Origin of the sequence: Paenibacillus yanchengensis (assembly GCF_042684845.1) — a bacterium.
In the GTDB taxonomy this organism is placed as follows: domain Bacteria; phylum Bacillota; class Bacilli; order Paenibacillales; family Paenibacillaceae; genus Pristimantibacillus; species Pristimantibacillus yanchengensis.
The window spans coordinates 121819-146010 of sequence record NZ_JBHUMH010000016.1; the positions used below are offsets into that span (position 1 = coordinate 121819).

22 protein-coding genes are annotated in these 24192 nt (G+C 39.4%); 20 read left to right on the forward strand and 2 right to left on the reverse strand.

Features of this window, described 5'->3' with window-relative positions; genetic code table 11:
• The first annotated feature begins 51 nt into the window (after nucleotides 1–51).
• From ACFSTH_RS07705 to yajC, 8 genes are all read left to right on the forward strand, one after another.
• Nucleotides 52–729 carry a BofC C-terminal domain-containing protein gene (locus tag ACFSTH_RS07705; RefSeq protein ID WP_377772637.1) on the forward strand — a complete coding sequence of 226 codons (678 nt, stop codon included), beginning with the start codon at nucleotides 52–54 and terminating at the stop codon, nucleotides 727–729.
• A 197-nt stretch (nucleotides 730–926) separates the two neighbouring features.
• Entirely contained in the window at nucleotides 927–1430 is a 504-nt protein-coding gene (ruvC, locus tag ACFSTH_RS07710; protein ID WP_377772635.1) for a crossover junction endodeoxyribonuclease RuvC, read from the forward strand.
• Nucleotides 1427–2056 (forward strand): Holliday junction branch migration protein RuvA, encoded by a 630-nt coding sequence (gene ruvA / locus ACFSTH_RS07715; RefSeq protein WP_377772633.1) that lies wholly within the window; start codon nucleotides 1427–1429, stop codon nucleotides 2054–2056. The genes ruvC and ruvA overlap by 4 nt, the downstream gene beginning before the upstream one ends.
• Nucleotides 2057–2074: 18 nt before the next feature.
• The gene (gene ruvB, locus ACFSTH_RS07720; RefSeq protein WP_377772630.1) at nucleotides 2075–3079 is read left to right on the forward strand and encodes a Holliday junction branch migration DNA helicase RuvB; all 1005 of its coding nucleotides are present in this window, start codon (nucleotides 2075–2077) and stop codon (nucleotides 3077–3079) included.
• A gap of 46 nt (nucleotides 3080–3125) precedes the next feature.
• Nucleotides 3126–5324: a SpoIID/LytB domain-containing protein gene (locus ACFSTH_RS07725; RefSeq protein ID WP_377772628.1), complete on the forward strand. Its 2199-nt coding sequence runs from the start codon at nucleotides 3126–3128 to the stop codon at nucleotides 5322–5324.
• 9 nt (nucleotides 5325–5333) lie between these two features.
• Nucleotides 5334–6389, forward strand: coding sequence for a tRNA preQ1(34) S-adenosylmethionine ribosyltransferase-isomerase QueA (gene queA, locus ACFSTH_RS07730; RefSeq protein WP_377772626.1), 1056 nt, complete (start codon nucleotides 5334–5336; stop codon nucleotides 6387–6389).
• Between the two features lie 82 nt (nucleotides 6390–6471).
• Complete coding sequence (gene tgt / locus ACFSTH_RS07735; protein WP_377772889.1) at nucleotides 6472–7608, forward strand: tRNA guanosine(34) transglycosylase Tgt; 1137 nt, start codon at nucleotides 6472–6474, stop codon at nucleotides 7606–7608.
• Nucleotides 7609–7622: 14 nt separating this feature from the next.
• A complete protein-coding gene (gene yajC / locus ACFSTH_RS07740) occupies nucleotides 7623–7940 on the forward strand; it encodes a preprotein translocase subunit YajC (RefSeq protein WP_377772624.1) in 318 nt (105 codons plus the stop codon).
• Between the two features lie 57 nt (nucleotides 7941–7997).
• On the opposite strand, the gene ACFSTH_RS07745 is transcribed toward yajC, so the two are convergent.
• Nucleotides 7998–8384, reverse strand: coding sequence for a TIGR04086 family membrane protein (locus ACFSTH_RS07745; protein WP_377772887.1), 387 nt, complete (start codon nucleotides 8382–8384; stop codon nucleotides 7998–8000).
• 209 nt (nucleotides 8385–8593) lie between these two features.
• On the opposite strand from ACFSTH_RS07745, the gene ACFSTH_RS07750 reads away from it, so the two are divergent.
• Nucleotides 8594–9316, forward strand: coding sequence for a DUF421 domain-containing protein (locus ACFSTH_RS07750; RefSeq protein WP_377772622.1), 723 nt, complete (start codon nucleotides 8594–8596; stop codon nucleotides 9314–9316).
• On the opposite strand, the gene spoVB is transcribed toward ACFSTH_RS07750, so the two are convergent.
• The gene (gene spoVB, locus ACFSTH_RS07755) at nucleotides 9293–10894 is read right to left on the reverse strand and encodes a stage V sporulation protein B (protein ID WP_377772620.1); all 1602 of its coding nucleotides are present in this window, start codon (nucleotides 10892–10894) and stop codon (nucleotides 9293–9295) included. The genes ACFSTH_RS07750 and spoVB overlap by 24 nt on opposite strands.
• Before the next feature lie 25 nt (nucleotides 10895–10919).
• Between spoVB and ACFSTH_RS07760 the strand changes: the two genes are divergently transcribed.
• From ACFSTH_RS07760 to aspS, 11 genes are all read left to right on the forward strand, one after another.
• Nucleotides 10920–11360, forward strand: a complete 441-nt coding sequence (locus ACFSTH_RS07760) for a post-transcriptional regulator (RefSeq protein ID WP_377772618.1) — start codon at nucleotides 10920–10922, stop codon at nucleotides 11358–11360.
• A 140-nt stretch (nucleotides 11361–11500) separates the two neighbouring features.
• Nucleotides 11501–12748 (forward strand): protein translocase subunit SecD, encoded by a 1248-nt coding sequence (secD, locus tag ACFSTH_RS07765; protein ID WP_377772616.1) that lies wholly within the window; start codon nucleotides 11501–11503, stop codon nucleotides 12746–12748.
• Nucleotides 12738–13658, forward strand: coding sequence for a protein translocase subunit SecF (gene secF, locus ACFSTH_RS07770; protein ID WP_377772614.1), 921 nt, complete (start codon nucleotides 12738–12740; stop codon nucleotides 13656–13658). Before secD ends, secF begins: the two co-directional genes overlap by 11 nt.
• A 33-nt stretch (nucleotides 13659–13691) precedes the next feature.
• Entirely contained in the window at nucleotides 13692–14066 is a 375-nt protein-coding gene (locus ACFSTH_RS07775; protein ID WP_377772612.1) for a cation transporter dimerization domain-containing protein, read from the forward strand.
• A 25-nt stretch (nucleotides 14067–14091) separates the two neighbouring features.
• Nucleotides 14092–16074, forward strand: a complete 1983-nt coding sequence (recJ, locus tag ACFSTH_RS07780; RefSeq protein WP_377772610.1) for a single-stranded-DNA-specific exonuclease RecJ — start codon at nucleotides 14092–14094, stop codon at nucleotides 16072–16074.
• Between the two features lie 51 nt (nucleotides 16075–16125).
• Entirely contained in the window at nucleotides 16126–16638 is a 513-nt protein-coding gene (locus tag ACFSTH_RS07785; RefSeq protein WP_377772885.1) for an adenine phosphoribosyltransferase, read from the forward strand.
• Between the two features lie 239 nt (nucleotides 16639–16877).
• Complete coding sequence (locus ACFSTH_RS07790; RefSeq protein WP_377772608.1) at nucleotides 16878–19061, forward strand: RelA/SpoT family protein; 2184 nt, start codon at nucleotides 16878–16880, stop codon at nucleotides 19059–19061.
• Nucleotides 19062–19103: 42 nt separating this feature from the next.
• Nucleotides 19104–19550: a D-aminoacyl-tRNA deacylase gene (dtd, locus tag ACFSTH_RS07795; protein WP_377772606.1), complete on the forward strand. Its 447-nt coding sequence runs from the start codon at nucleotides 19104–19106 to the stop codon at nucleotides 19548–19550.
• Between the two features lie 309 nt (nucleotides 19551–19859).
• Nucleotides 19860–20636 carry an MgtC/SapB family protein gene (locus ACFSTH_RS07800; RefSeq protein WP_377772604.1) on the forward strand — a complete coding sequence of 259 codons (777 nt, stop codon included), beginning with the start codon at nucleotides 19860–19862 and terminating at the stop codon, nucleotides 20634–20636.
• Between the two features lie 422 nt (nucleotides 20637–21058).
• On the forward strand, nucleotides 21059–22315 hold the full coding sequence (gene hisS / locus ACFSTH_RS07805; RefSeq protein ID WP_377772602.1) for a histidine--tRNA ligase: 1257 nt from the start codon (nucleotides 21059–21061) through the stop codon (nucleotides 22313–22315).
• Between the two features lie 45 nt (nucleotides 22316–22360).
• Nucleotides 22361–24172 (forward strand): aspartate--tRNA ligase, encoded by a 1812-nt coding sequence (gene aspS / locus ACFSTH_RS07810; protein ID WP_377772600.1) that lies wholly within the window; start codon nucleotides 22361–22363, stop codon nucleotides 24170–24172.
• Nucleotides 24173–24192 lie beyond the last annotated feature (20 nt).

Below are 24192 nucleotides of genomic sequence, written 5' to 3' on the forward strand. Positions count from 1 at the left end.
AAATAAGCGGAAGAAGCATACTATACTAAACAAAATAAGGGAGGCTTCCATATGATGCTAACGAGCTGGTGGAAGCAGTTGAAGCGAAGATGGCGCAGAAATAAGTTGTCATTTTGGATAGTTGCCATCGTTGGTTTGATGATAGCTTTTACACCATTAAGTAGAGTGAGCACGGTTAGTGCAGCTAGTAAAGAACACGATGCAGCGATAGAAAATCAAGCATTGGATGATCAATCATTAAGTACTATGATGTCTGGAAAGAAAATATCGATAGAAAAACTTAACGATATGACGGAACCATTGCCTGTTTACTTTCAACAAATATATGCCTGCGGTGAGGATCAGCAGTTGCTTGGAACAATGGAGCCAAAAGAAATAGCTGAAGTAGTGATCGGTCACCCAGATTGGACTATCTTTTTCAATGAACAGAAACAGGTAGCTATTGTAAGAAGTTATGTAGACGATTTATCCAATTATTGCAAATCGAACGCCTATTTTGGATTAGATCGCAATGGAAACTTTTCTTTGTTTGATGGATTACCAGATCAAGAAAAAATAATGCGTACTTTTTTTCAAATCGATGTTCAATACATGGAAAGTAATTTGCCACAAGAGAGAATAACAGAGTTAACAAAAGGTATCCCAGTAACTGATATTGAGGAATTTAATAGCGTATTAGAAACGTTTAGTGATTTTGCGATGGAACGAAATAGTCAAGAGGATTATTAAAGATTCTGTTTATGCAATAGGTATAACTGGTGCGAATGCGATGAAGAAATGTTCATCTGCATTCGCTTTTTTTATTGTGTACATTAAAATAAACGGTAGTTAACAAGAGCTATGTCAAACGTCTGTTCTCATTAGACAGTATATTTGTTATAATGAAAGATGGCATATTATAATGAACGTGAAAAGGAGTTGGCAGCTTGCGTGTTTTAGGCATTGACCCGGGTATTGCAATTGCAGGCTTTGGTTTTATAGATTACATCGGGCATCGATTAACTCCTGTACAATATGGAGCTATTCAGACAGAAGCACATACACCAGAAGCAGAAAGATTACTGCAAGTGTATGATTCTGCTGCTGCACTGATGGATCGCTACAAACCTGATGCGGTTGCTATAGAAAAATTATTTTTTAATCGTAATGTTACGACTGCTTTTTCAGTAGGGCAAGCGAGGGGCGTTATTATTCTGGCTGCAGTACAACGAGGGATATCCGTTGCCGAATATACACCGCTTCAAGTGAAGCAAGGTGTAGTTGGTTATGGTAAAGCAGAGAAAAATCAAGTGCAAGAGATGGTGAAGATGCTGTTGAAATTATCTGCTATACCGAAGCCAGATGATGTGGCTGATGCACTAGCGATAGCAATATGTCATGCGCATTCCGCAGGGGTGATGAACAAATTAAATGAGGTGTCTCGGAAATGATAGATTTTTTGCGTGGCGATGTAGCGCATGTGGAGTCTGATTATATTGTAATCGAAGTGAATGGGATCGGTTACCGCGTATTTACGCCAAATCCTTATTTGTTTTCTATAAAAGATGAGAAGGTAGTCGTATATATTCATTATCATGTGCGAGATGATGCCACTTTATTATATGGCTTTTATACACGTAATGAACAAACGTTATTTCGTAAGCTGCTAGATGTTACTGGAATTGGTCCTCGCGTAGCGCTAGGTATTTTATCTGCCGGCAAACCTGAACAAGTGGTCCAAGCAATTCAACAGGAAAACATTGCATTTCTAACTAAGCTTCCTGGTATCGGTAAAAAAACTGCGCAGCGGATCATTTTAGACTTGAAGGATAAACTTGGCGCGTTAGTGACGGAAGACAGTTTATTATATAGCGATGGTCTGATGGCACTACCTATGGATGATTTAGCCGAAGCAGGCGATGAAAATTGGCAAGCAGCTCGCGAAGGATTAATTGCGCTTGGATATACGACCGCTGAACTTGATCGTGCTTATGTAAGCTTACAGCAACAGATGACAGGCGATGAATCGATCGATGTATTAATGAAAAAGGCATTGCAACAACTGTTCAAAGGTTAAGGAAAGGGGCGATAGCGAATGGATGAGCGGATTATTTCTGCAAACCTGATGATGGAGGATCAAGCTGTCGAGTTGAGTTTGCGTCCCCGCTATTTAGCAGAATACATTGGTCAAACAAAAGTGAAAGAAAATTTAACCATTTACATAGAAGCTGCTAAACTGCGTAAGGAAGCACTTGATCACGTGTTATTGTATGGACCACCTGGGCTTGGAAAAACGACATTATCTACTATTATTGCAAATGAACTAGGTGTAAATTTAAGAATAACATCTGGTCCGGCAATTGAACGTCCTGGAGATTTGGCTGCTTTGCTTACGAATCTACAAGAAGGCGATGTGTTATTCATTGATGAAATCCATCGGTTACATCGAACGGTAGAAGAAGTATTATATCCAGCGATGGAAGATTATGCACTAGATATTATGATTGGCAAAGGACCTGGGGCAAGATCGGTGCGATTAGATTTACCACCATTCACTTTAATAGGCGCAACGACACGAGCAGGTTTATTGTCAGCGCCATTACGAGATCGATTTGGTGTAGTTAGTCGGCTTGAATATTACAACGTAGACGAGTTGGCATTTATTGTTTCTCGTGCTGCGGAAATATTGGGTGTAAGTATTGTTGGAGAAGCAGCTATGGAAATAGCTATTCGTTCGCGTGGAACACCACGTATTGCTAATCGGTTACTAAAGCGGGTACGTGATTTTGCTCAAGTACGGGGCGACGGAATTATTACTCATACTATTGCACAGGGAGCACTTGAGTTATTACAGGTTGATCCACAAGGGCTTGATCATATTGATCATAAAATGTTATTAGCGATGATGACTACCTTCAGCGGGCGGGCTGTTGGTTTGGATACAATAGCAGCTACAATTGGAGAAGAGAGTCAAACGATAGAAGATGTAAATGAGCCATATTTGATGCAAATCGGATTTTTACAACGTACACCAAGAGGACGTATCGCTACTGATCAAGCGTATAAACATCTTGGTTTAACTCCGCCCGAACGTAATTAACAGATACAGCATATTTCGTAATGATTTTAGTTAGGAGTGGTTCATAGTGACAAAAAATAAGCGTCAAACAAGGCAGCAAAGATTATTCCGCTCAATTAAACGAATGATGATAAGTACTGTTGCGTTAGCAACGATCGTTTCCATGACACCAGCTTTATCACATAGTGAGCGAGTTATTGGACATGCTTCGGCAAACGAAACCGTACAAACAACAAAAAATTTTACTGATCAGCAAATAAGAGTAGCTTTGTTTTTAAACTTGCCTGGAAAATATACAAATATAACCAATACAGCAACTTTTTCATCGACTGGTGGAATGCAAATCGGAATGAAACGAGATGGCGGAGCAATCCAACCATTGTTCACGATAGATAGCCAACAGACGGTGCACATTGGTTTAAATGATTATAAAGTAAAAGTGCTAGAGACAACTAATATAGAAACGGCAAGAGCTGCATTAAAGCATTTACAAGCAGCGAAAGGTACTGGACTTATTCGTAAAAAAATAGCAAGTAGTGCCATGACATACGAAGTAGTAGAAGGTTCATATGAGACACTTGCAGCGGCTAATGGAGCTTTAAAACGGTGGCAAACAGATAGTAAACTGCTAGGGATAACGAAACAATTTAAAACTAGTGTATTAGGACCATACAATATGCAGTCTACTAGTTATGCTACAGAGCAAGCAGCCACCCAAGCGGCAGAGTTATTAACGGTAACGGGTCTTCCAGTAGCGATTGGGATGAATCAAGATAAAGTAACAGGAAACGTCGTGTACACTGTGTTAGTAGGAGCACAATCAACAGAGGCGGCCTTGAAAACAGTGGAACAAACGTTAAAGACATTAGCAAATGAGATAGTGTTTTCCAAAGTGGAATCATCAGAGCCATACATTATAGTTTATGATGATTACACAAATGGAGCGAGCAAAGGGGCAAAGGCGTTACAAATTGCTGGTTCAACTAATAAAGTACTCGTTACACCGAAATCTTCAGAGCAACCCATTAAATTGGTTGAGCGTTCTGCCAGAGAGTATAGAGGGCAATTTGAATTAAGTAAATTTAACGAGAAGCTAGCAGTTATTAATGAACTATCATTAGAGCAGTACTTATATTCTGTTGTTGCAGTAGAAATGTATCCATCTTGGCCAATGGAAGCGCTGAAGGCTCAAGCGGTAGCAGCACGCACGTTTGCTTTGCAAAAGGGACTTAATTTTCAAGTGGCACATGTAGTTGATACGACGTTAAGTCAAGTTTATAATGGTATAGCTGTGGAACAAGATACGACTACTCGTGCGGTTAATGAAACTGCTGGTTACGTCCTTAAACATAATGGCAAGTTAATTGAAGCACTGTATTCATCGAATGCCGGTGGAGCAAGTGCTGATTCTGTGGAAGCGTGGGGTTCTTCTATTCCCTATTTAAAATCAGCGAATAGCCCCGATGAAATTGCTGCACGTAATAAAGTACGCTGGTTCAAAGTGGCAACTAAAGATAATAAAGTAGGTTTTGTATCCGAGAAAGATGTTGCTGATAATGGCAAACAAACGATGGCTGGAAGCCGAATGGTGGATGTGTCAGGTAATAATATTTCATTGCGAACTAATCCTACCCCAACAGATACGATGCCAATTGTTGCTAGTTTGTCAAAGGGAGCAGTATTAACTGTATTGGAAGAAGTAGTAGAAACAAATCCGATGCATTGGCGGCGAGAAGCTAATGAGCCGGCAGAATTATTAACAGCTTTGAATGGACGAGCTAATCCGAAAGTGAAAGGTCCGATTGAAAAATTGGAAGTTACAAAACGGGGTCCTTCTGGACGAGTGATAGAAGTATCAGTCAATGGCACGAAAGTAAATATAACATCACCAGATCAATTTCGTTCTGCTTTAGGAGTGAAGGGATCACTACCTAGTACACGGTTTGATATCCAAAACGATAGTGAATATGTTGTACTTGGTGCTGATGGAAAAACAACGGTGAAAAATAGTAAAACAGCAGCAGCATATGCTGTAGATGCTAGTGGGAAGAAACAAGTTGTTGTTGCTCCTAATTTATATCAGCTTGCAGGTGATGGAAATATACGAGCAGTCAGCAAAAAACATACGTACAGTATAGTAGGAACTGGTTACGGACACGGTGTAGGTATGAGTCAATATGGTGCTTACGCTTTAGCAGAGCAAGGACAAGACTTTAAGTATATATTGCAGCATTACTACAAAGATGTTGCTATTGTGAAGGACTGATACACTTTAATGGACGCCAATTTATTCGATTTTGAACTGCCGGAACATCTGATTGCCCAAACGCCACTTATGGAGCGAACGGCTTCCCGTTTACTTGCACTGAATAGAAGTACTGGCGCAATCAATCATGGACAGTTTACAGACTTACAACAATATTTGCAGGAGGGGGATGTACTCGTTCTTAATAATTCTCGGGTACTTCCTGCACGTTTGATCGGTAGTAAAGCTGATACACAGGCAAAGGTAGAGTTATTATTACTGAAGCAGCTAGAGAACGACCATTGGGAAGTACTTGCTAAACCCGCTAAAAAAGTGAAGCAGGGAGCTACCATCATTTTTGGTGTTTCGGAGCAAGACCAAACAGCGTTATTAACGGCGCATGTTGTTGAGGAAGGCGAAATGGGAGCGAGAATTATTCGGTTCGAATACGATGGTATATTTCCACAATTGTTAGATCAACTGGGAGAGATGCCATTACCTCCTTATATTAAGGAGAAATTATCGGAAAATGAGCGTTATCAAACCGTATATGCAAAGCATGCTGGATCAGCAGCTGCACCGACAGCAGGGTTACATTTTACAGATAGCTATCTTCAATTGTTGCAGGAGCGAGGTGTTAAGTTAGCGTATGTGACACTGCACGTAGGACTAGGCACCTTTCGACCGATGTCTACTGACAATGTAGAAGATCATCAGATGCATGAAGAGTATTATGAGCTAGATGAAACGAATGCAACTATTATCCAGCAAGCGGTACAAGAGAAGCGACGAATAGTAGCGGTGGGGACAACATCTGCTCGTACATTGGAAACGATAGCTGGTCGGTTTGGACAGCAACCAATTACCGCTTGTAGCGGCTGGACCAATATATTTATTTATCCTGGTTACTCTTTTCAGCTAATTGATGCATTACTCACTAATTTTCATTTGCCGAAATCTACTTTAGTGATGCTCATTAGTGCGCTAGCGGGTCGAGAAAATGTTATGGCGGCTTATGAAGCAGCTATTGAACAGCAATATCGTTTTTTTAGTTTCGGTGATGCGATGTTTATTTATGAAGGATAAGTAGTTATAATGAATAGTAGAGCTATTAAAAGGCAACGAACACCATTAGTAACACTATAGATCAATAGGAAGCGAGAAGTGGATTGTGGCTGTAAAATATGAATTTATTAAGCAATGTAAACAAACTGGTGCAAGATTAGGACGAGTACATACACCGCACGGTATTATTGATACTCCAACCTTTATGCCAGTTGGTACACAAGCAACAGTGAAGACAATGAGTCCCGAAGAACTGAAAGCGATGGATGCTCATATCATTCTTAGCAACACCTATCACTTGTTTTTGCGACCAGGACATGACATTGTCAAACGTGCAGGTGGACTGCATAAATTTATGAACTGGGATCGTCCGATATTAACGGATAGTGGTGGATTTCAAGTATTTAGTCTAAGTGAAATGAGAAAGATTACGGAAGAAGGCGTACATTTTCGTTCGCACCTTAATGGAGATAAATTGTTTCTTTCTCCTGAAGTTGCTATGGAAATTCAAAATGCATTAGGTTCCGATATTATGATGGCATTCGATGAATGTCCACCTTATCCTGCCGAATATGATTATGTCAAAAAATCGACAGAACGTACGAGTCGTTGGGCAGAACGTTGTCTTGCAGCACATGCGAGAACAGATGACCAAGCGTTGTTTGGGATTGTGCAAGGAGGTATGTTTGCTGATTTGCGCGTACAAAGTGCTAAAGATTTGACTTCGATGGATTTTCCGGGTTATGCTATTGGAGGGTTGAGTGTAGGCGAGCCAAAACATCTGATGTATGAGATGTTAGAATGTACAGTTCCTCATTTGCCAGCGAATAAACCTCGCTATTTAATGGGAGTTGGCTCACCAGACGCACTGATAGAAGGTGCGATACGCGGCATTGATATGTTTGATTGCGTACTACCAACAAGAATTGCACGCAATGGAACGACAATGACGAGTAATGGAAGGTTAGTAATCCGGAATGCGAAGTATACAGATGATTTTGGACCGTTAGATCCCAATTGTAACTGTTATACATGTACGAATTATTCTCGTGCTTATATTCGTCACTTATTAAAAGCTGATGAAACTTTCGGTATTAGATTAACTACATATCATAATTTGCATTTTCTACTGCAACTCATGAAGGATGTACGTCAAGCGATTAAAGACGATTGCTTACTTGATTTTCGTAATCAGTTTTTTGCTGCGTATGGACTAAATGATAATGAAAAAGGATTTTGAGAGGAGGGAAAGAGATGTCACAATGGTTAGAAGCAGCTGATCCAGCAGCAGGCGGAGGAATTTGGGGTTTAATTTTGCCGTTTATTATTATGTTTGCCGTATTTTATTTTCTTCTTATCCGTCCTCAACAAAAGAAGCAAAAGCAACGAAATATGATGCTTGCTCAAATTAAAAAAGGGGACAAAATTACAACAATCGGCGGATTGCATGGTAGTGTTGCTGAACTTACAGATGATACAGTTGTAGTTCGTGTAAACGATACGACTCGTATGACATTTGAACGTTCCGCTATTAATGCAATTATTGAAAGTGCACCAGGTTCAGCTGAATAATGATCATAGAAATAAAGAAGAAAGACGCTGTTCGCAGCGTCTTTTTGTCGTTTATAGCTACGAACGTTTCAAATTAACGCCGATCATTCCACCAACTGCTGCACATAGAACAATGGTAGCAAGCAGAATGACACTTTGTAATGTAAAGCTAATATTAGCTGCCAAAAAACTGACGATGACAACTAGTAAAAAGTAAGTAACGCCCGTAATTCCTCCGTTATACCACCCTTTGGAGATGGAACGTTTGCCAGCTGCCGCACCACCAAAAAAAGCTGCAATCCCATGAATAACTTGTGTGTACAGAGACATATTACTTTCTTTCATAGCAGTTAAATGTAGTAACAATGATAGAATAAGTGCACCTGCTGCTAGCCACAAAAGTGCATAGACGATGCCAGCTAGTAGAGGTGATGCTAATTGGGAAGCTTTGGAATTACTATTCATCACATTCAATCCTCCTCGAATCTCTCATATTACACCATATGGTCAAGCTATTACTTTTAGTACTATTCGATTAGTAAAAAGCAAACATATACCAGCAAAAATTAAAGCAGTTGATGCATGTTGTTAGCGTCATCGGGTGAGAATAGCAGGTACACTACAAAAGACAACAAAAGTACAACATAACAAATAACAAAAATAGGAGGTACACAATGGAACTATTGATGTTATCTGCACGGACAGCAATTATTTATATCATCGTTTTTATTACGATGCGGATTATGGGAAAACGTGAAGTAGGACAATTATCATTATTGGATTTAATTATATCGTTGATGATAGCTGACATTGCTGTTGTTGCCATTGAAGATTTAGAACGATCGATCTGGGCAGCTGTTTTTCCATTGTTAGTGCTTATTTTCTTTCAAGTAAGTACGGCCTTTATTTCGATGAAAAATAGAAAAATTCGCTTATTTCTTGATGGAAAGCCAAGTGTGATCATCGCCAATGGAGATATTTATCATGATGTGATGCGAAAGCAACGCTATACTCTTGACGATTTGTTGTTACAGCTGCGAGAAAATCAAATTGCGTCTATTGACGAAGTTGCATTTGCCATATTAGAAACAAATGGCAAGCTATCCGTCATTCCAAAGGAACCAGAAGAACAACAAACACGGAACAAAAAAGCAGCGCAGATAAACATTCCAAAAGGTTATCGATATGAGATTTTACCTATCCCACTTATCATGCATGGTGAAGTACAAAATGAAAATTTGGAAAAACTAAATAAAAATAGATTTTGGCTAAAACAACAATTACAAGAGCGACAAGTGGATCAGTTTAAAGATGTCTTTTTTTGTTCCATCAACCAGCATGGCGAACTATATTTTAATTTAAAAGATAATAAATCACTGAAACCATCGTCCAATTAAAGGAATACGAACCATATCGAAGCGATCGATGATTTTCATAACAACCATTAGGAAAAGGTATAATATAATTCCTAGTGTACTTGCGATAATTAAGATGATCCATTCCTGTGTCAGAGGTAAATGAGCATGCATGAATTTTGCAGTAGCGCCCATTATCATCATCGCTGCACCAACTTTTAGAAAATCAAGGATGTTCATTTTAAATCCAATGTGGCGCATTAAACTAAATCCATGTAGCAACGTAACTAGAACAGTATTTATTCCAATTGCAATTAAAGCGCCATAAATACCGAGAGATGGTTGTGACGCAAGCTGAACAATTAAAAATAGTTTAACTACTGCACCGATGAGTGTATTTTTTAAAGCTGTTCCCGGTTTATCCAATGCTTGGAGTGCCGCTTGTAATGGTGCTTGCAAATAAACAAAAATGCCAATGGGAGCAATCATCTGTAGCATAGGAGCATATTCGGCATGAGCATAAAGGATACGACAGAGTGGTTCGGCAAACAAAGCCATAACGACGACAAATGGGGCACCAGTTACTAGTGCTAACCGCATCGATTGATGCAATCGTTTTAAGATCAATTTAGTATCACCACGTGCAGCAGCTTCCGATAGTGATGGGACTAATGAGACGGCTAATGATTGCGTTAAAGCGGTAGGTAATAGAAGAAGAGGCATGACCATACCTTGTAGAGCGCCATATTGTGCCGTTGCCACTTTGGTGGCTACTCCAGCTAATGCAAGGGAACGAGCAATAAATATCGACTCAAATAGATAGGATAAAGAGCCAACTAAACGACTGGCGGTAACCGGAATAGATAGACTTAGTAATTTTGGTAATACTTTTGGTCTAGGTTCATTTGCTTTTGCTTCAGCATCTTTTAAGTTGGTTGTAGTAGTGGCAGGTAAAGATTGATCTTTTCGTAGTCTTTTTTTCGTACTCCGCTTTTCACTAACATATTTCCAAAAGTAAATAATTAAACCTGCTAATTCCCCAATAGTGACACCGAGCATTGCGCCAGCAGCGGCCCATTCCAAACCAAACGGTAAAAATAAATAAGCAAACAAAAGAGTGAATACGATACGTACAACTGTCTCGCTAATTTGCGAAATTGCTGTTGGGATCATATTTTGCAACCCTTGAAAGTAGCCGCGAAATACAGCTGAGATAGCTACAATAATTAACATAGGTGCCATCATAAAAAAGCTGCGATATACTCGTTCATCCGGCAAAATATATTTTGTAATAAGTGGAGCAAACCAAAGCATGAGAATTGTTAATACGACGGCAATGGACATACTTAATAACATAGCAGTTCGGAAAATATGCTTGACTCGCTTTTCTTCTCCTTTAGTAATCGCCTCGGCAATCCATTTCGCTATCGCTAGCGGTATCCCTCCTGTAATAAAGGTTAGTAAAAAAACTAAAAACGGGTAGCTTAATTGGTATAAGCCAACTCCTTCCGCTCCAATAATTCTTGGTAAAATGACGCGTGGAACAAAGGCAAGTAGTTTGTTAATAATTCCGGCGACAAGTAAAATCATTGCTCCTTTAATAAATGATTGTTTTTTCATATTAAGCCCTCTTTCGGTCACGATTATGATGGCATCATTTAGCAAAACTGCCTGTACCATTATGTTTATGCTAGGCTTGTATCATTCCATGTCAGTCAATTTTAGAAAAAAGCAGGATTATGAAGGGAAGAAAGCGAATAAGTTCACAGGGATCGTCGTTAAAAGGTTCGAAATGCATGTAACAGCTGGAGGAAAGGACGGAGAAGCAATGCTGGACAGTGAACTAACGGAGATGATCGAGGAACTTTGTGACAGTAAAGCAGAAGAATTTAAGCTCATTGGTTATGAACATGTAACGGCAGAGGAAATATGGTCATGTGTAAGCGCAAAGTATAAAAAAGCAGGAAGACCAGCTTTGCATCAAATGGTTAATGATATCCTTTCGCTGAAAGTCACTCAGTTTATGAATTATTTGACGATGAGTGCTTATAAAGGGGAATTTAGCTTTGGAGATCAAAAGTGGTAAACTAGTATTGTGAGAATGAAAAGTCAATAATAAAGTCTTTTATTACGCCGGTTTTTATTATGGGGCGTATTTCTTTTTTGACTCGTTTTTACCACATCTGTATAATAGGAATATTGATAATTGAAGGAGGAATAAGCAGTATGAACGGGAAGAGATTTATAGCCTTCCTTGGAATCGTAGTGATATTGTTCGGTGTCATTGCGTGGACGAGCCCCTCGTTAGTGAAAGGGGTTAGACTTGGACTGGATCTTAAAGGTGGATTTGAAGTTTTGTACGAAGCAAAGACGTTTGAAGAAGGGGAGGAAGTTACTCCTGCTTTGTTAAAAGAAACACAGCGAAGTCTAGAAAAAAGAATTAATAGTACTGGTGTAGCTGAACCGGATATTACAACAGAAGGCACGAATCGAATTCGGGTGAAACTTGCTGGTGTAGAAGATGAAGAAGAAGTTCGGCAAATGCTAGCGAAACCTGTTCGCTTAACGTTCCGTGGACCTGATGGGAAAGTGGAGCTAGAGGGAAAAGATTTTAAACGTGGTGGAGCAAATGTAGTTCGTAACGAAATGAATCAGCCTATCGTTAGTATCGAATTAGTAGATGCTGATAAGTTCCAAGAAATTACTGGGCGGTTAGCAAAGATGCCGCAAGGTCAAAATTACTTGGCGATTTATTTGGATGAGGAAGAATTATCACGTCCTTCCGTTACACAGGCGATCCCTGGTGGCTCTGCAACAATTACGGGACAGTATACGTTGACAGAAGCAACAGATTTAGCAAACCTTATTAATTTAGGGGCACTACCGCTTGAACTTACTGAAATATATACGACTAGTATCGGAGCAACGTTAGGTATGTCCTCGCTTAATGATACAGTTAAGGCTGGCATTTGGGGCTCGTTACTCGTTTTATTATTTCTAGTAGCTATTTATCGAATTCCAGGTATTGTAGCCTCTATTTCTGTTATTACGTACACATGGTTATTAATACTAGTATTTAATTTATTAGATGTCACTTTAACGTTGCCAGGTATTGCAGCTTTTGTACTTGGAATCGGGATGGCTGTCGATGCTAATATTATTACTTATGAACGTATCAAAGAAGAAATGCGCAGTGGCAAAAGTATTTTATCATCGCTCAAAGCTGGTTCCAAAAACTCCTTACGAACGATTATGGATGCCAACATAACATCGATTATTGCTAATATCGTTATTTATTATATTGGTAATGGAGCGATTCGTGGATTTGCATTAACGATGATTTTAAGTATATTAGTTAGTATTTTGACTAATATTTTCTTCTCGCGTTTCTTAATTACACTAATTATACGCAGTAATGTATTTAAGAAGCCGACTTACTATGGTGTAAAGGAGTCAGAAATCCGTGAACTTTGAAACGAAAGTAAGATTTGACTTTATTAAAAACCGCAACAAATTTTTTCTGGTCTCTCTCATATTAATAGTTGTCGGCATCGTATCTTTATTATTTCAACAGCTGAACTTAGGCGTTGACTTTAGTTCCGGTACGAACATGGATATTGCTGTATCTAAGTCGATAACGAAAGAACAAGTGGATGAAGCGCTACAGCAAGTTGAGCATGATTATGTAGCTACTGTTGGTGGTACTAATAGTGACCGTGTTACTTTGCGGTTTAAAGAAGTGCTCGATCAAAATGCGACTAAAGCAATTATGACTACTTTAGAAGAAAAGCTATCGGCCGAAGTTTCAAGTGAAATTAACGTGGTTATTCCAAGTATGGCGAGAGAGCTTGGGGAAAAGACGATTTGGGCAGTATTAATTGCTAGTTTGGGGATTATGCTTTATGTCATGCTTCGCTTTGAATGGCGGATTGCACTAGCAGCAAACATATCGATATTGTATGATGGATTTATTGTTGTTGCTTTATTCTCTTTATTCCGCTTTGAAGTAGATATGCCGTTTATTGCAGCTGTTCTAACTACAATCGGTTATTCTATTAACGATAAAATTGTCGTGTTTGACCGAATTAGAGAAAATATGCGTTATTCTCCTGCCAAAAAACCGGAACAACTTGCCAATCTTATTAATCAAAGTATTTGGCAAACGATGGCCCGTAATATTTACACGGTGCTTACTGTATTCGTAGTAGCGCTCGCGATATTCCTATTCGGAAGTGAGTCGATCAAGTTATTTTCATTAGCGATGTTGATTGGTTTAGTGAGCGGGGCTTATTCATCTATTTGTATAGCGAGCCCACTTTGGTATGTGATGAAGAAAAACCAAAAAGTAAAGAAACAATCAAAACCAGCTTCAACATCATCATAAGCAAGAATACTAATTAGAGATGGAGAGCGAATAATGAACGTTTGGGAAAGATTGCTCAACTTCCTGTCTCCTACAGCAAGAGCACGAAAGTATATGTTAGAGCAGGCAGAAGAGGAGTCAGCGGAAATAACTCAATTTGTGCAGCGAGTTCCAGGAGTTATTATTGTTCAATCGGTGAAAACAAAGGAGCAAGGGCATTATGTTGTAGCCGAAGTCGTTATTCATGTTAATCCGAAAATTACAGTGATGCAGGGGCAAGAAATTGCTCGTAGAGTAAAGTTACTGCTTCAGCATCGCTTTCACCATCTGACAGAAGTATTAGTACATGTAGAGCCGTATGATGGTGGATATCCATACAATATGAATTATGAACCGAATGATGAGCAGGCACCAACATTGCTGCAGTAATCGGGCAAAGAGAGGGGAAGCCTGAATGATCGAACAGAAAACACGTTGGAATTTAGCTGCTTGGTCTACGGAGCAAGAGCAAAAAGCAACAATATTAGCACAGCAATTGCAATTATCTTTAGTTATTACTAGATTACTTGTTAAACGTGGGTATGATACGGTAGCGGCAGCAACACCATTTCTCTACGGTAACATGCAGCAATTACATGATCCATTTTTGCTAATCGATATGGATAAAGCAGTTGCTCGGATTAAAGAAGCATTGCTCAAACGAGAAAAGATAATCATTTATGGCGATTATGATGCAGACGGTGTGACAAGTACCGCTCTGCTCGTTCGTTTGTTTAGACAACTGGAAGCAGATGTTGATTATTACATTCCACATCGAGAGCGAGAAGGCTATGGCTTACATAAGCAGGCACTTGATCAAATTGTAGCCAGTGGAGCTTCGCTTGTTATAACGGTCGATACAGGCATTAGCGCAGTAGATGAAGTAGCATACGCTAATGAAATTGGACTGGACATTGTTGTTACGGATCATCACGAACCACCAGAGGAAATACCGGCAGCTTATGCAGTAATTAACCCCAAACGATCCGATTGCACGTATCCATTTAAAGGGTTAGCTGGCGTTGGTGTGGCATTTAAACTGTGTAGTGCAGTATTAGGTTATCCGCCGAAAGATTGGACCGATTTAGTCGGGATTGGTACGATTGCCGATTTGATGCCATTAGATGGTGAAAATCGAATATTAGTAAAAGCAGGATTACAACAAATGCAAGCGGCTCCTGTCGCTGGTGTTATTGCACTTGGTGCAGTTAGTGGTTATGAGACAAGTACTTTAAACTCCACTAATATTGCATTCGGATTTGCTCCTCGTATTAATGCTGCTGGCAGATTGGATGATGCTACAATTGCTGTAAAATTGTTAACGACAACTATCCAAGAAGATGCAGATCTGTTAGCGAATCAATTGAATAGTTTGAATAAAGAAAGACAAGCAATTGTAGAGCAAATCGTAAATGAAGCTGAGCAACAATTAGAAAGTAAACAGCACCAAGCGTTACCAGTCATATTACTTGCAGCTGAAGGATGGAATGTCGGGGTTATAGGAATAGTAGCTTCCAAACTGTTAGAACGCTACTACAAACCAGTTGTTATATTTTCCATTGATCCAATCAGTGGTACATGCAAGGGCTCTGCGCGCTCCATCGATGGATTCGATCTGTATGCTGCGCTCAAGCAGTGCGAGCATTTATTAGATCAATATGGTGGGCATCAAGCGGCTGCGGGTATGAGCATACATAAGAGCCGTTTACACGAGCTAGAAGAACAGTTGGCACAACTAGCAACCGAATGGGTACCGACAGAAAAATGGTCTCCGGAAATGATCATAGATATGACGTGTGCAATAAAGGATGCTACGATAGAAACGATTGAGCAGTTAACTTTACTGGAACCGTTCGGTCAAAGTAATCCAGTACCGAAGTTAATGTTTACTGATGTATTGCTCAAAGAAAGTCGGGCAATCGGCAAAGAAAGTAAACATTTGAAATTACAGCTTACGAGTAATCAGGAAAAATTGGATGCCATCGGGTTTAATATGGGTAGCTATGCCAATTCATTATTTTCTGGAGTTGCACTACAGGTAGTAGGCGATCTTTCGATTAACGAGTGGAATGGCAGGCGCAATGTACAACTGCAATTGTACGATCTAGCTACTCAGACATTAGATGCTTTTCCAACACGAGAACAATTTGTCGAATTGTATCAATTTGTGCGGAAGGAAAAACGAGTACTGGAAGAACGATTATATGATCTGCCTAGCAGAGATTCCGTTCGTATGACGCGTGAAATGATTCGTCTAATTATTGATGTGTTTGTTGACTTGCAGTTTGTTGAAAGACGTAGTGGCTACATTGTTGCAGCATCTGCCCCACAAAAACGAGAGCTGACAAGTTCAAGTGTATATCAACAAGCGGAGCAACGATTTGCAAGCAAAAGATGAAATGAACTATAAATCTTGAAGGAAGTGCGAACATATATGTCACAAGCACCTATTGATCTTAAATCTTATATTCGCGTAATCGAAGATTTTCCGCAACCCGGTGTGAGGTTTAAAGATATTACAACGATATTAAAAGATGGCGCTGTTTATCGTGCTGCTATTGAGCAATTAAAGCAAACGATTCAACATTTGCAGATTGATATTATTGCTGGTCCAGAAGCTCGTGGGTTTGTTATAGGAGCGCCGCTTGCATTAGAGCTAGGAGTTGGGTTTGTACCGATCCGAAAAAAAGGAAAATTACCAGGTGAAACGATTACTGCTGATTATAATTTAGAATACGGAGCAGATGTGCTTGCTATGCATAAAGACGCTATTCAACCTGGACAGCGAGTATTAATTGCTGATGATCTACTGGCAACTGGCGGAACTATTGCTACTTCTATTGATCTTGTTCGTCAATTAGGTGGCGAAATTGTCGGAGCAGTATTTTTGATTGAGCTTTCTTATTTGCATGGTAGAGATAAGTTAGATAACGTTGAATTGTATTCTTTGGTGACGTATTAATTTACGTGAGGTTGCAAGTTAAATAGATGATAGCCGATTGTTGTTTGTAGTATTTTTATAAGCAACAGCGGCTGTTTTTTTAGTGGAAAGGTTTTCATTGCCGTTTTTTGTTGGAAATAGCAAGTATATTATGAAACGCTGTTGACGATTCGCCTACATTACATGCATAATATTATAAAACTCGGAAAATGCAATTGCTGTAGTTCCGTAACCATAATTGATTTAGAAAGGGAAATTTCATGGGTATTGAGCAACTACTGGAAAAAGCTGCTGTCTACATGAAAGAGCAGGATCTTGCACGTATTAAAGATGCTTATCAATTTGCTGAACAAGCTCATCATGGGCAAATCCGCAAATCGGGTGAGCCATATATATTACATCCGGTAACGGTTGCCGAAATTCTTGTAGATATGGGAATGGATGTTATTACGATTGTGGCAGCTTTGCTTCATGATGTCGTGGAAGATACTACAGTTGATTTGCAGACGGTGCGTGAAAAATTTGGCGAAACTTGTGCGATGATTGTTGATGGCGTTACGAAACTGGAAAAGATGCGTTTCTTATCAAAAGAAGAACAGCAGAACGAGAATTATCGGAAAATGTTCGTAGCCATGGCGCAAGACTTGCGAGTTATTTTAATTAAATTAGCTGATCGACTGCATAATATGCGCACGTTAAAATTTCAATCAGAAGAAGCGCAGCGTCGTATAGCCTATGAAACTTTAGAAATATTTTGTCCGATTGCTCATCGTTTAGGTATTTCTGCGATTAAGTGGGAAATGGAAGATATTGCACTTCGTTACTTAAATCCGCAACAATATTATCGAATAGCTAATTTGATGAAGAAAAAGAGAGCCGATCGTGAGCAGTATATTGTCGATGTTATTGATAAAATTAAAGAGAAACTCGATGAAATGGCAATTGATAGTGATATATCGGGTCGACCGAAACATTTGTACAGTGTTTATAAAAAAATGACGACTCGTAATAAACAATTTAACGAAATTTATGATCTAGTTGCTGTACGTATTATTGTGGATAACATTAAAGATTGTTATGCTACACTAGGTATTATTCATACTCTTTGGAAACCAATGCCAGGTAGGTTTAAAGACTATATCGCTATGCCAAAACCGAATATGTATCAATCTTTACATACAACGGTTATTGGTCCGAGTGGTGAGCCTACAGAAGTACAGATTAGAACATGGGACATGCATCGTACGAGCGAATATGGTATTGCCGCACACTGGGCGTACAAAGAAGGTGCAGTCGTTGCTAGCGGCAGTTTTGAAGATAAAATGAGTTGGTTCCGTGAAATTATTGAGTTGCAGCATGAAGCGAAAGACGCATCTGAATTTATGGAATCACTGAAGATGGATTTTTTCTCGGATTTAGTTTATGTATTTACACCTAGTGGTGAAGTGATCGAACTTCCGTCAGGTTCTGTTCCACTTGATTTCGCTTATCGGATTCATACCGAAGTGGGGAACCGAACGATTGGAGCAAAAGTAAACGGAAGAATTGTACCGCTCGATCACAAATTATCTACTGGTGATATTATCGAAATATTAACGTCCAAACATTCTTATGGACCTAGCCAAGACTGGGTAAAGATAGCGCAATCGTCACATGCACGTAGTAAAATTAGACAATGGTTTAAGAAAGAAAAACGAGAAGAAAATGTTATCAAAGGAAAAGAACTGCTAGAGCGTGAATTAAAACGTATGGGTCTTGAGCCTTCATCTTGGTTGCAAGAGGACAAGTTAATGGAGGTAGCCGCAAAGTTCGCCTTTAACGATACGGAAGATATGATGTCAGCGATTGGTTTTGGCGGTATTACAGCTGCTCAAATCTGTACTAGGTTAACGGAGAAGCTACGTAAAGAAGCGGAAGAAGCAAGCCAAATTGAACTTAGTCATGAACCAAAGGAATTAAAAGCGGCTAACACGGAACGCAAAAATCGACCGACGCATGGAGTAACAGTAAAAGGCGTTGATAATTTATTAGTGCGCTTTGCACGTTGCTGTAATCCAGTTCCTGGCGATGTTATTATTGGTTATATTACACGTGGGCGTGGAGTTTCTGTCCACCGGATGGATTGTATCAATATTCCAATGGGCGATGATGACGAAGAAGCAAATCGTGTAATTGAAGTGGAATGGGAAAATTCGGCTGAAGCTAATTATAGTGTCGATATCGAAATTACCGGTTATGATCGCCGTGGCTTGCTGAATGAAGTTCTCCAGGCTGTGTCCGAATGTAAAACGAATATATCAGCGGTTACTGGTAGAACAGTCAAAAATAAAATGGCGCTAATCCACATTACCGTCTTAATTCAAAACATAGATCATTTGAATAAGGTAGTGGAGAAAATTAAGCGAATTAAAGATATTTATTCTGTTCAACGAGCGATGCAGTAGTATGAAATTGGTGTAGAGTAAGCAACAAAGGTGGAGACTAGGATGAAAGTAGTTGTCCAACGGAGTAAACGAGCAGCAGTGACAGTCAATGATGTTATTGTTGGTCAAATTCCATTTGGGTTAACGTTGCTAGTAGGTGTACAGCACGAAGATACAGAAACAGATGCCAAGTGGTTAGCAGATAAAATTGCGGGGTTGCGCATTTTTGAAGATGATCAGGAAAAAATGAACTTATCTGTTACTGATGTTAAGGGAGAAATATTATCCATCTCTCAGTTTACGTTATATGGCGATTGCAGCAAAGGAAGACGACCTAATTTTATGGCAGCTGCCAAACCAGAACATGCAGAGCAATTGTATGAGCAGTTCAACACGAGATTGCGCGAACTTGGCTTGACGGTTGCTACAGGACAATTTGGTGCGATGATGGAAGTGGAATTGATCAATGATGGTCCGGTGACGTTAATATTAGAAAGTCGCTCATCATGATATTGCCCATCTTGTCATACATTTGTAATGTTAGTTTAATAAAGACATAATAATATTGGTCTATACTATCTGTAGACCCCCTTTTTAATATATTTTTATTGCAACCTGCCTTGTCGCAGGTTTTTTTCTTTTTTACCTTGTGATGGATTTTGTTTGACCTAATAATCATTGCTACGTATAATTATGTATGGATAGATAGTAAAATACTAATACCTACATTCTAAAACCTGCTTTTCATTCGACTACTTTATAAAGTATGATATCGAATATAAAACAGGTTTTTTGTTATACTGATTGTTCGGGGGTGACATGTTGGCAAGTGTATGGACAATTACGGAATATGAATTAACAATACGTATTTTAATCTCGGCATTATGCGGTGGTTTTATCGGCTTGGAGCGTGAGCTTAATAATCATGCTGCCGGATTTCGAACGCACATACTCGTATGTATTGGTTCGACTTGTATTATGTTATTATCGGTTTATGGATTTGCGCAATTTGCCAATGAAAGCAATGTGCGGATTGATCCAGCTCGATTAGCGGCTCAAGTAATTACAGGAATCGGATTTCTCGGAGCAGGTGCGATTATGCGCACGGGATCAATGATCTCTGGTCTAACTACTGCTGCATCGATTTGGGTAGTAGCAGCTATCGGATTATGTATAGGTGCTGGATTTATGTATGTAGCGGGTTTAGCAACGGTACTTGTCGTTATTATTTTATTTGTATTAAATAAAATAGAGAGTGTCATGATGAGACGCTGGCGCAAAAGAGAAATTGTTGTACATTTAATTGATCGTCCCGGTGTACTAGCCAGTGTTACAAGTTTATTTGCACGTTATGATATTCAAATAAGCAATTTAGCGATGAAATCAGAAAGTCGTGTTTTAGATAATGGTAACAAAGTGGCAACGATGGAAGTAAAGTTTACGGTTCGAACGAAAAAGCCTAAATATTATTCTCATGCCATGGATTTATTAATAGCAAACAAAGATATTATCGGATTAGAATCAGAATATGAAGGGCAAATTAAAGATGATGGGAAAGAAATAAAGGATGATCGAGAAATGTCTAATCCGATGTAGGAGGCGCTAATATTAGCGTATTACGCTGTTGCTTCTATTGACTTTGTATAAACTGCATAGTAAAATCGGTAAATAAGACATAGCATAATAATTATTTGTTGATGAGAAAAAGTAAGCTGCACGTGTATACAGAAAGGAATGCCTTCGGCTGCAAGCATTCTTATAACGACAGACTGAATGAACATCTCGGAGAACAAGTGGTGAACGAAAGATAATTATCTTTTCAATAGCTACTTGCGGATAGCGGACGATAACCGTTTAAGCAAAAGAACCGTAAGTATAGGTGAAGCAATAATCGCTATTATACGTTGTTTTTTTGGAATTAGGGTGGTACCACGAGTCTATAACAACTCTCGTCCCTACAGTAATTATGCTGTAGGAACGGGAGTTTTTTTATTGCAAGAAAGATAGGAGGCTACATAGTGAAAATTCAAAAAATGCCTGGCACACAAGATATATTGCCTGGTACAGTAGAAAAGTGGCAAGCGATTGAAGCGAAAGCGAGAGAACTATGTCAACGCTACAATTTTAAAGAAATCAGAACGCCAATTTTTGAAGCTACAGAGCTGTTTCAACGTGGTGTTGGAGAGACGACTGATATTGTAGAAAAAGAAATGTATACTTTTACAGATCGCGGAAACAGAAGTGTTACATTGCGACCAGAAGGAACAGCTGGTGTTGTTCGATCTTATGTGGAAAACAAACTTTATGGAGAACCGGATGTAACGAAGTTGTATTATATCGGACCAATGTTCCGTTATGAAAGACCACAGGCTGGCAGGTATCGCCAATTACATCAATTCGGTATCGAAGCTTTTGGCTCGGAAGATGCAGCACTGGACGCAGAAGTTATTGCTTTAGGTTATTCGTTCTATACAGAATTAGGAATAAAAGATGTTCGTGTAGATATTAACTCTGTAGGTACACCAGCCATTCGTGCAGCTTTTCGAGAAAAGTTATTACAATATTTAGTTCCAATGAAAAATGAGCTTTGTAGCGACTGCCAAAATCGTATGGATCGAAACCCATTACGGGTATTGGATTGTAAACAAGATCAAGCAAAATTTGCAGCAGCACCGTCGATTTTGGACAGCTTGGATGAAGTGTGTACGACTCATTTTGAACAAGTGAAGCAGCATTTGCAGTTGATGGATATTCCATTTCAAGTAGACCACCGATTAGTACGTGGGTTGGACTATTATACACATACCGCTTTTGAGTACAAAGCAGCTGGTATTGGAGCTATTGATACGATTGGCGGCGGCGGTCGGTTTAACGGCTTAGTTGAAACGGTTGGTGGACCTGCACAATCTGGTATTGGATTAGCTATTGGACTAGAGCGCACGTTGCTTATTTTGCAACATCAAAACGTCGACCTACCTGTGGTGAATACGATTGATCTTTATATGATAGCACTTGGTGATGCAGCGCAAAGTAAGATTACTGCGTTAGCATTCGAGCTACGAAATGCGGGATTTACCGTAGAGCGAGACTATCAGAACCGTAAAATGAAAGCTCAATTAAAAGCAGCGGATCGTTTGCAAGCCAAGTTCACAGCTATTTTAGGTGACGATGAACTAGAGCGCGGAGAAATTATTGTGAAAAATATGCAAACTGGAGAGCAAGCAGCTGTTGCTTGGACAGAATTAGCAAATTGGTTACAATCGGCTAACGGTTAATTCAAATGATTCATTATAAATTGCGATAGAAAGAAGGCTAAAAAAATGTTATTGAAGACACAAGATTGCGGTACATTGACAAAAGCACAGGTTGGACAAGAAGTGATACTAAATGGTTGGGTACAACGTCGTCGTGATTTGGGCGGTGTACTATTTATTGATTTGCGAGATCGTACCGGTATTGTTCAAATTGTATTTAACCCTGATTTTTCTGGTGAAGCACTTGAAATTGCTGATCGTGCGCGTAATGAGTATGTATTGGCAGTAAAAGGTACTGTTGTTGAACGTGATCCTGAAACATTTAATGCTAATTTGCCAACAGGCGAAATTGAAATTCAAGCGACGACTATTGAAGTGATGAATACAGCGAAAACACCACCATTTCCAATCGAAGATGGGGTAGAAGTAGATGAAGCTATTCGTCTAAAATATCGCTATTTAGATTTGCGTCGTCCAGAAATGCAACAAACCTTATTACTTCGTTCAAAAGCGGCAAAAATATTCCGTGACTTTTTGGATGATCAACAATTTTTGGAAGTTGAAACACCGATTTTAACAAAAAGTACGCCAGAAGGAGCGCGTGACTATTTAGTACCAAGTAGAGTGCATGATGGAGAATTCTTTGCATTGCCACAATCACCACAAATATTTAAACAATTATTAATGGTGAGTGGAATTGAACGTTATTACCAAATTGCTCGTTGTTTCCGTGATGAGGATTTGCGTGCAGATCGTCAACCTGAATTTACACAAGTCGATATTGAAACATCGTTTTTGTCACAGGATCAACTGTTGGCGATGATGGAGCAATTGATGACACGTTTGCTTCGTGAAACGTTGCAAGTGGAACTGACACAACCGTTCCAAAGAATAACTTATGCCGACGCTATAAATAAATATGGTTCAGATAAACCAGATTTGCGTTTCGGATTAGAAATAGAAGATATTACTGATATTGCTGCTGGCAGTGATGTGAAAGTATTTGCTAGTGTTGCGGCAAGTGGTGGTGTTGTTAAAGCGCTCAATGCTAAAGGATGTGCGAGCTGGAGTCGAAAAGAGCTAGATGACTTGCAACCATTTGCTTCCCGTTATGGCGGTAAAGGTTTAGCATGGATTACAGTGAAAGATGGCGAATGGCGTGGTCCGATTGTTAAATTTTTAAAACCAGAAGAAATTGCGGAACTTACGACTCGTTTGCAAGTGGAAGATGGCGATTTGCTGACGTTCTCCGCTGATAAACCGAAAGTAGTAGCGGACGTACTTGGAAATTTACGTTTGAAATTGGGGCATGATCTAGGACTAATTAATGAACAAGAGTTCAAATTCGCTTGGGTTGTTGATTTCCCATTACTTGGTTGGGACGAAGATGCCAAACGTTATGTAGCAGAACATCACCCATTTACAAGACCAAAAGAAGAAGATTTGCATCTATTTGATACCGATCCAGGAGCGATTCGGGCGCAAGCTTATGACCTAGTGTTGAACGGTTATGAAGTAGGTGGCGGATCTATGCGTATTTATAAACGAGAAGTACAAGAACAAATGTTTAAAGCGCTAGGTTTTTCAAACGAAGAAGCGCAAGAAAAATTTGGTTTCTTGTTGGATGCATTTGAATATGGTACGCCACCGCATGGCGGCATAGCTTTTGGCTTTGACCGACTTGTAATGTTACTTGCTGGTCGTAAAAACTTGCGTGAAACAATTGCATTCCCGAAAACAGCAAGTGCGACAGATTTATTAATGAATGCACCATCGGAAGTAGAAATATCACAACTAGAGCAATTGCATATTCGTACCATTGTTAAACCGAAACCAGCACCTGCTGTAGCAGCAGCGACAGAAGAACAAGAGAAGTAATCAGCTAGGATGATACTCAT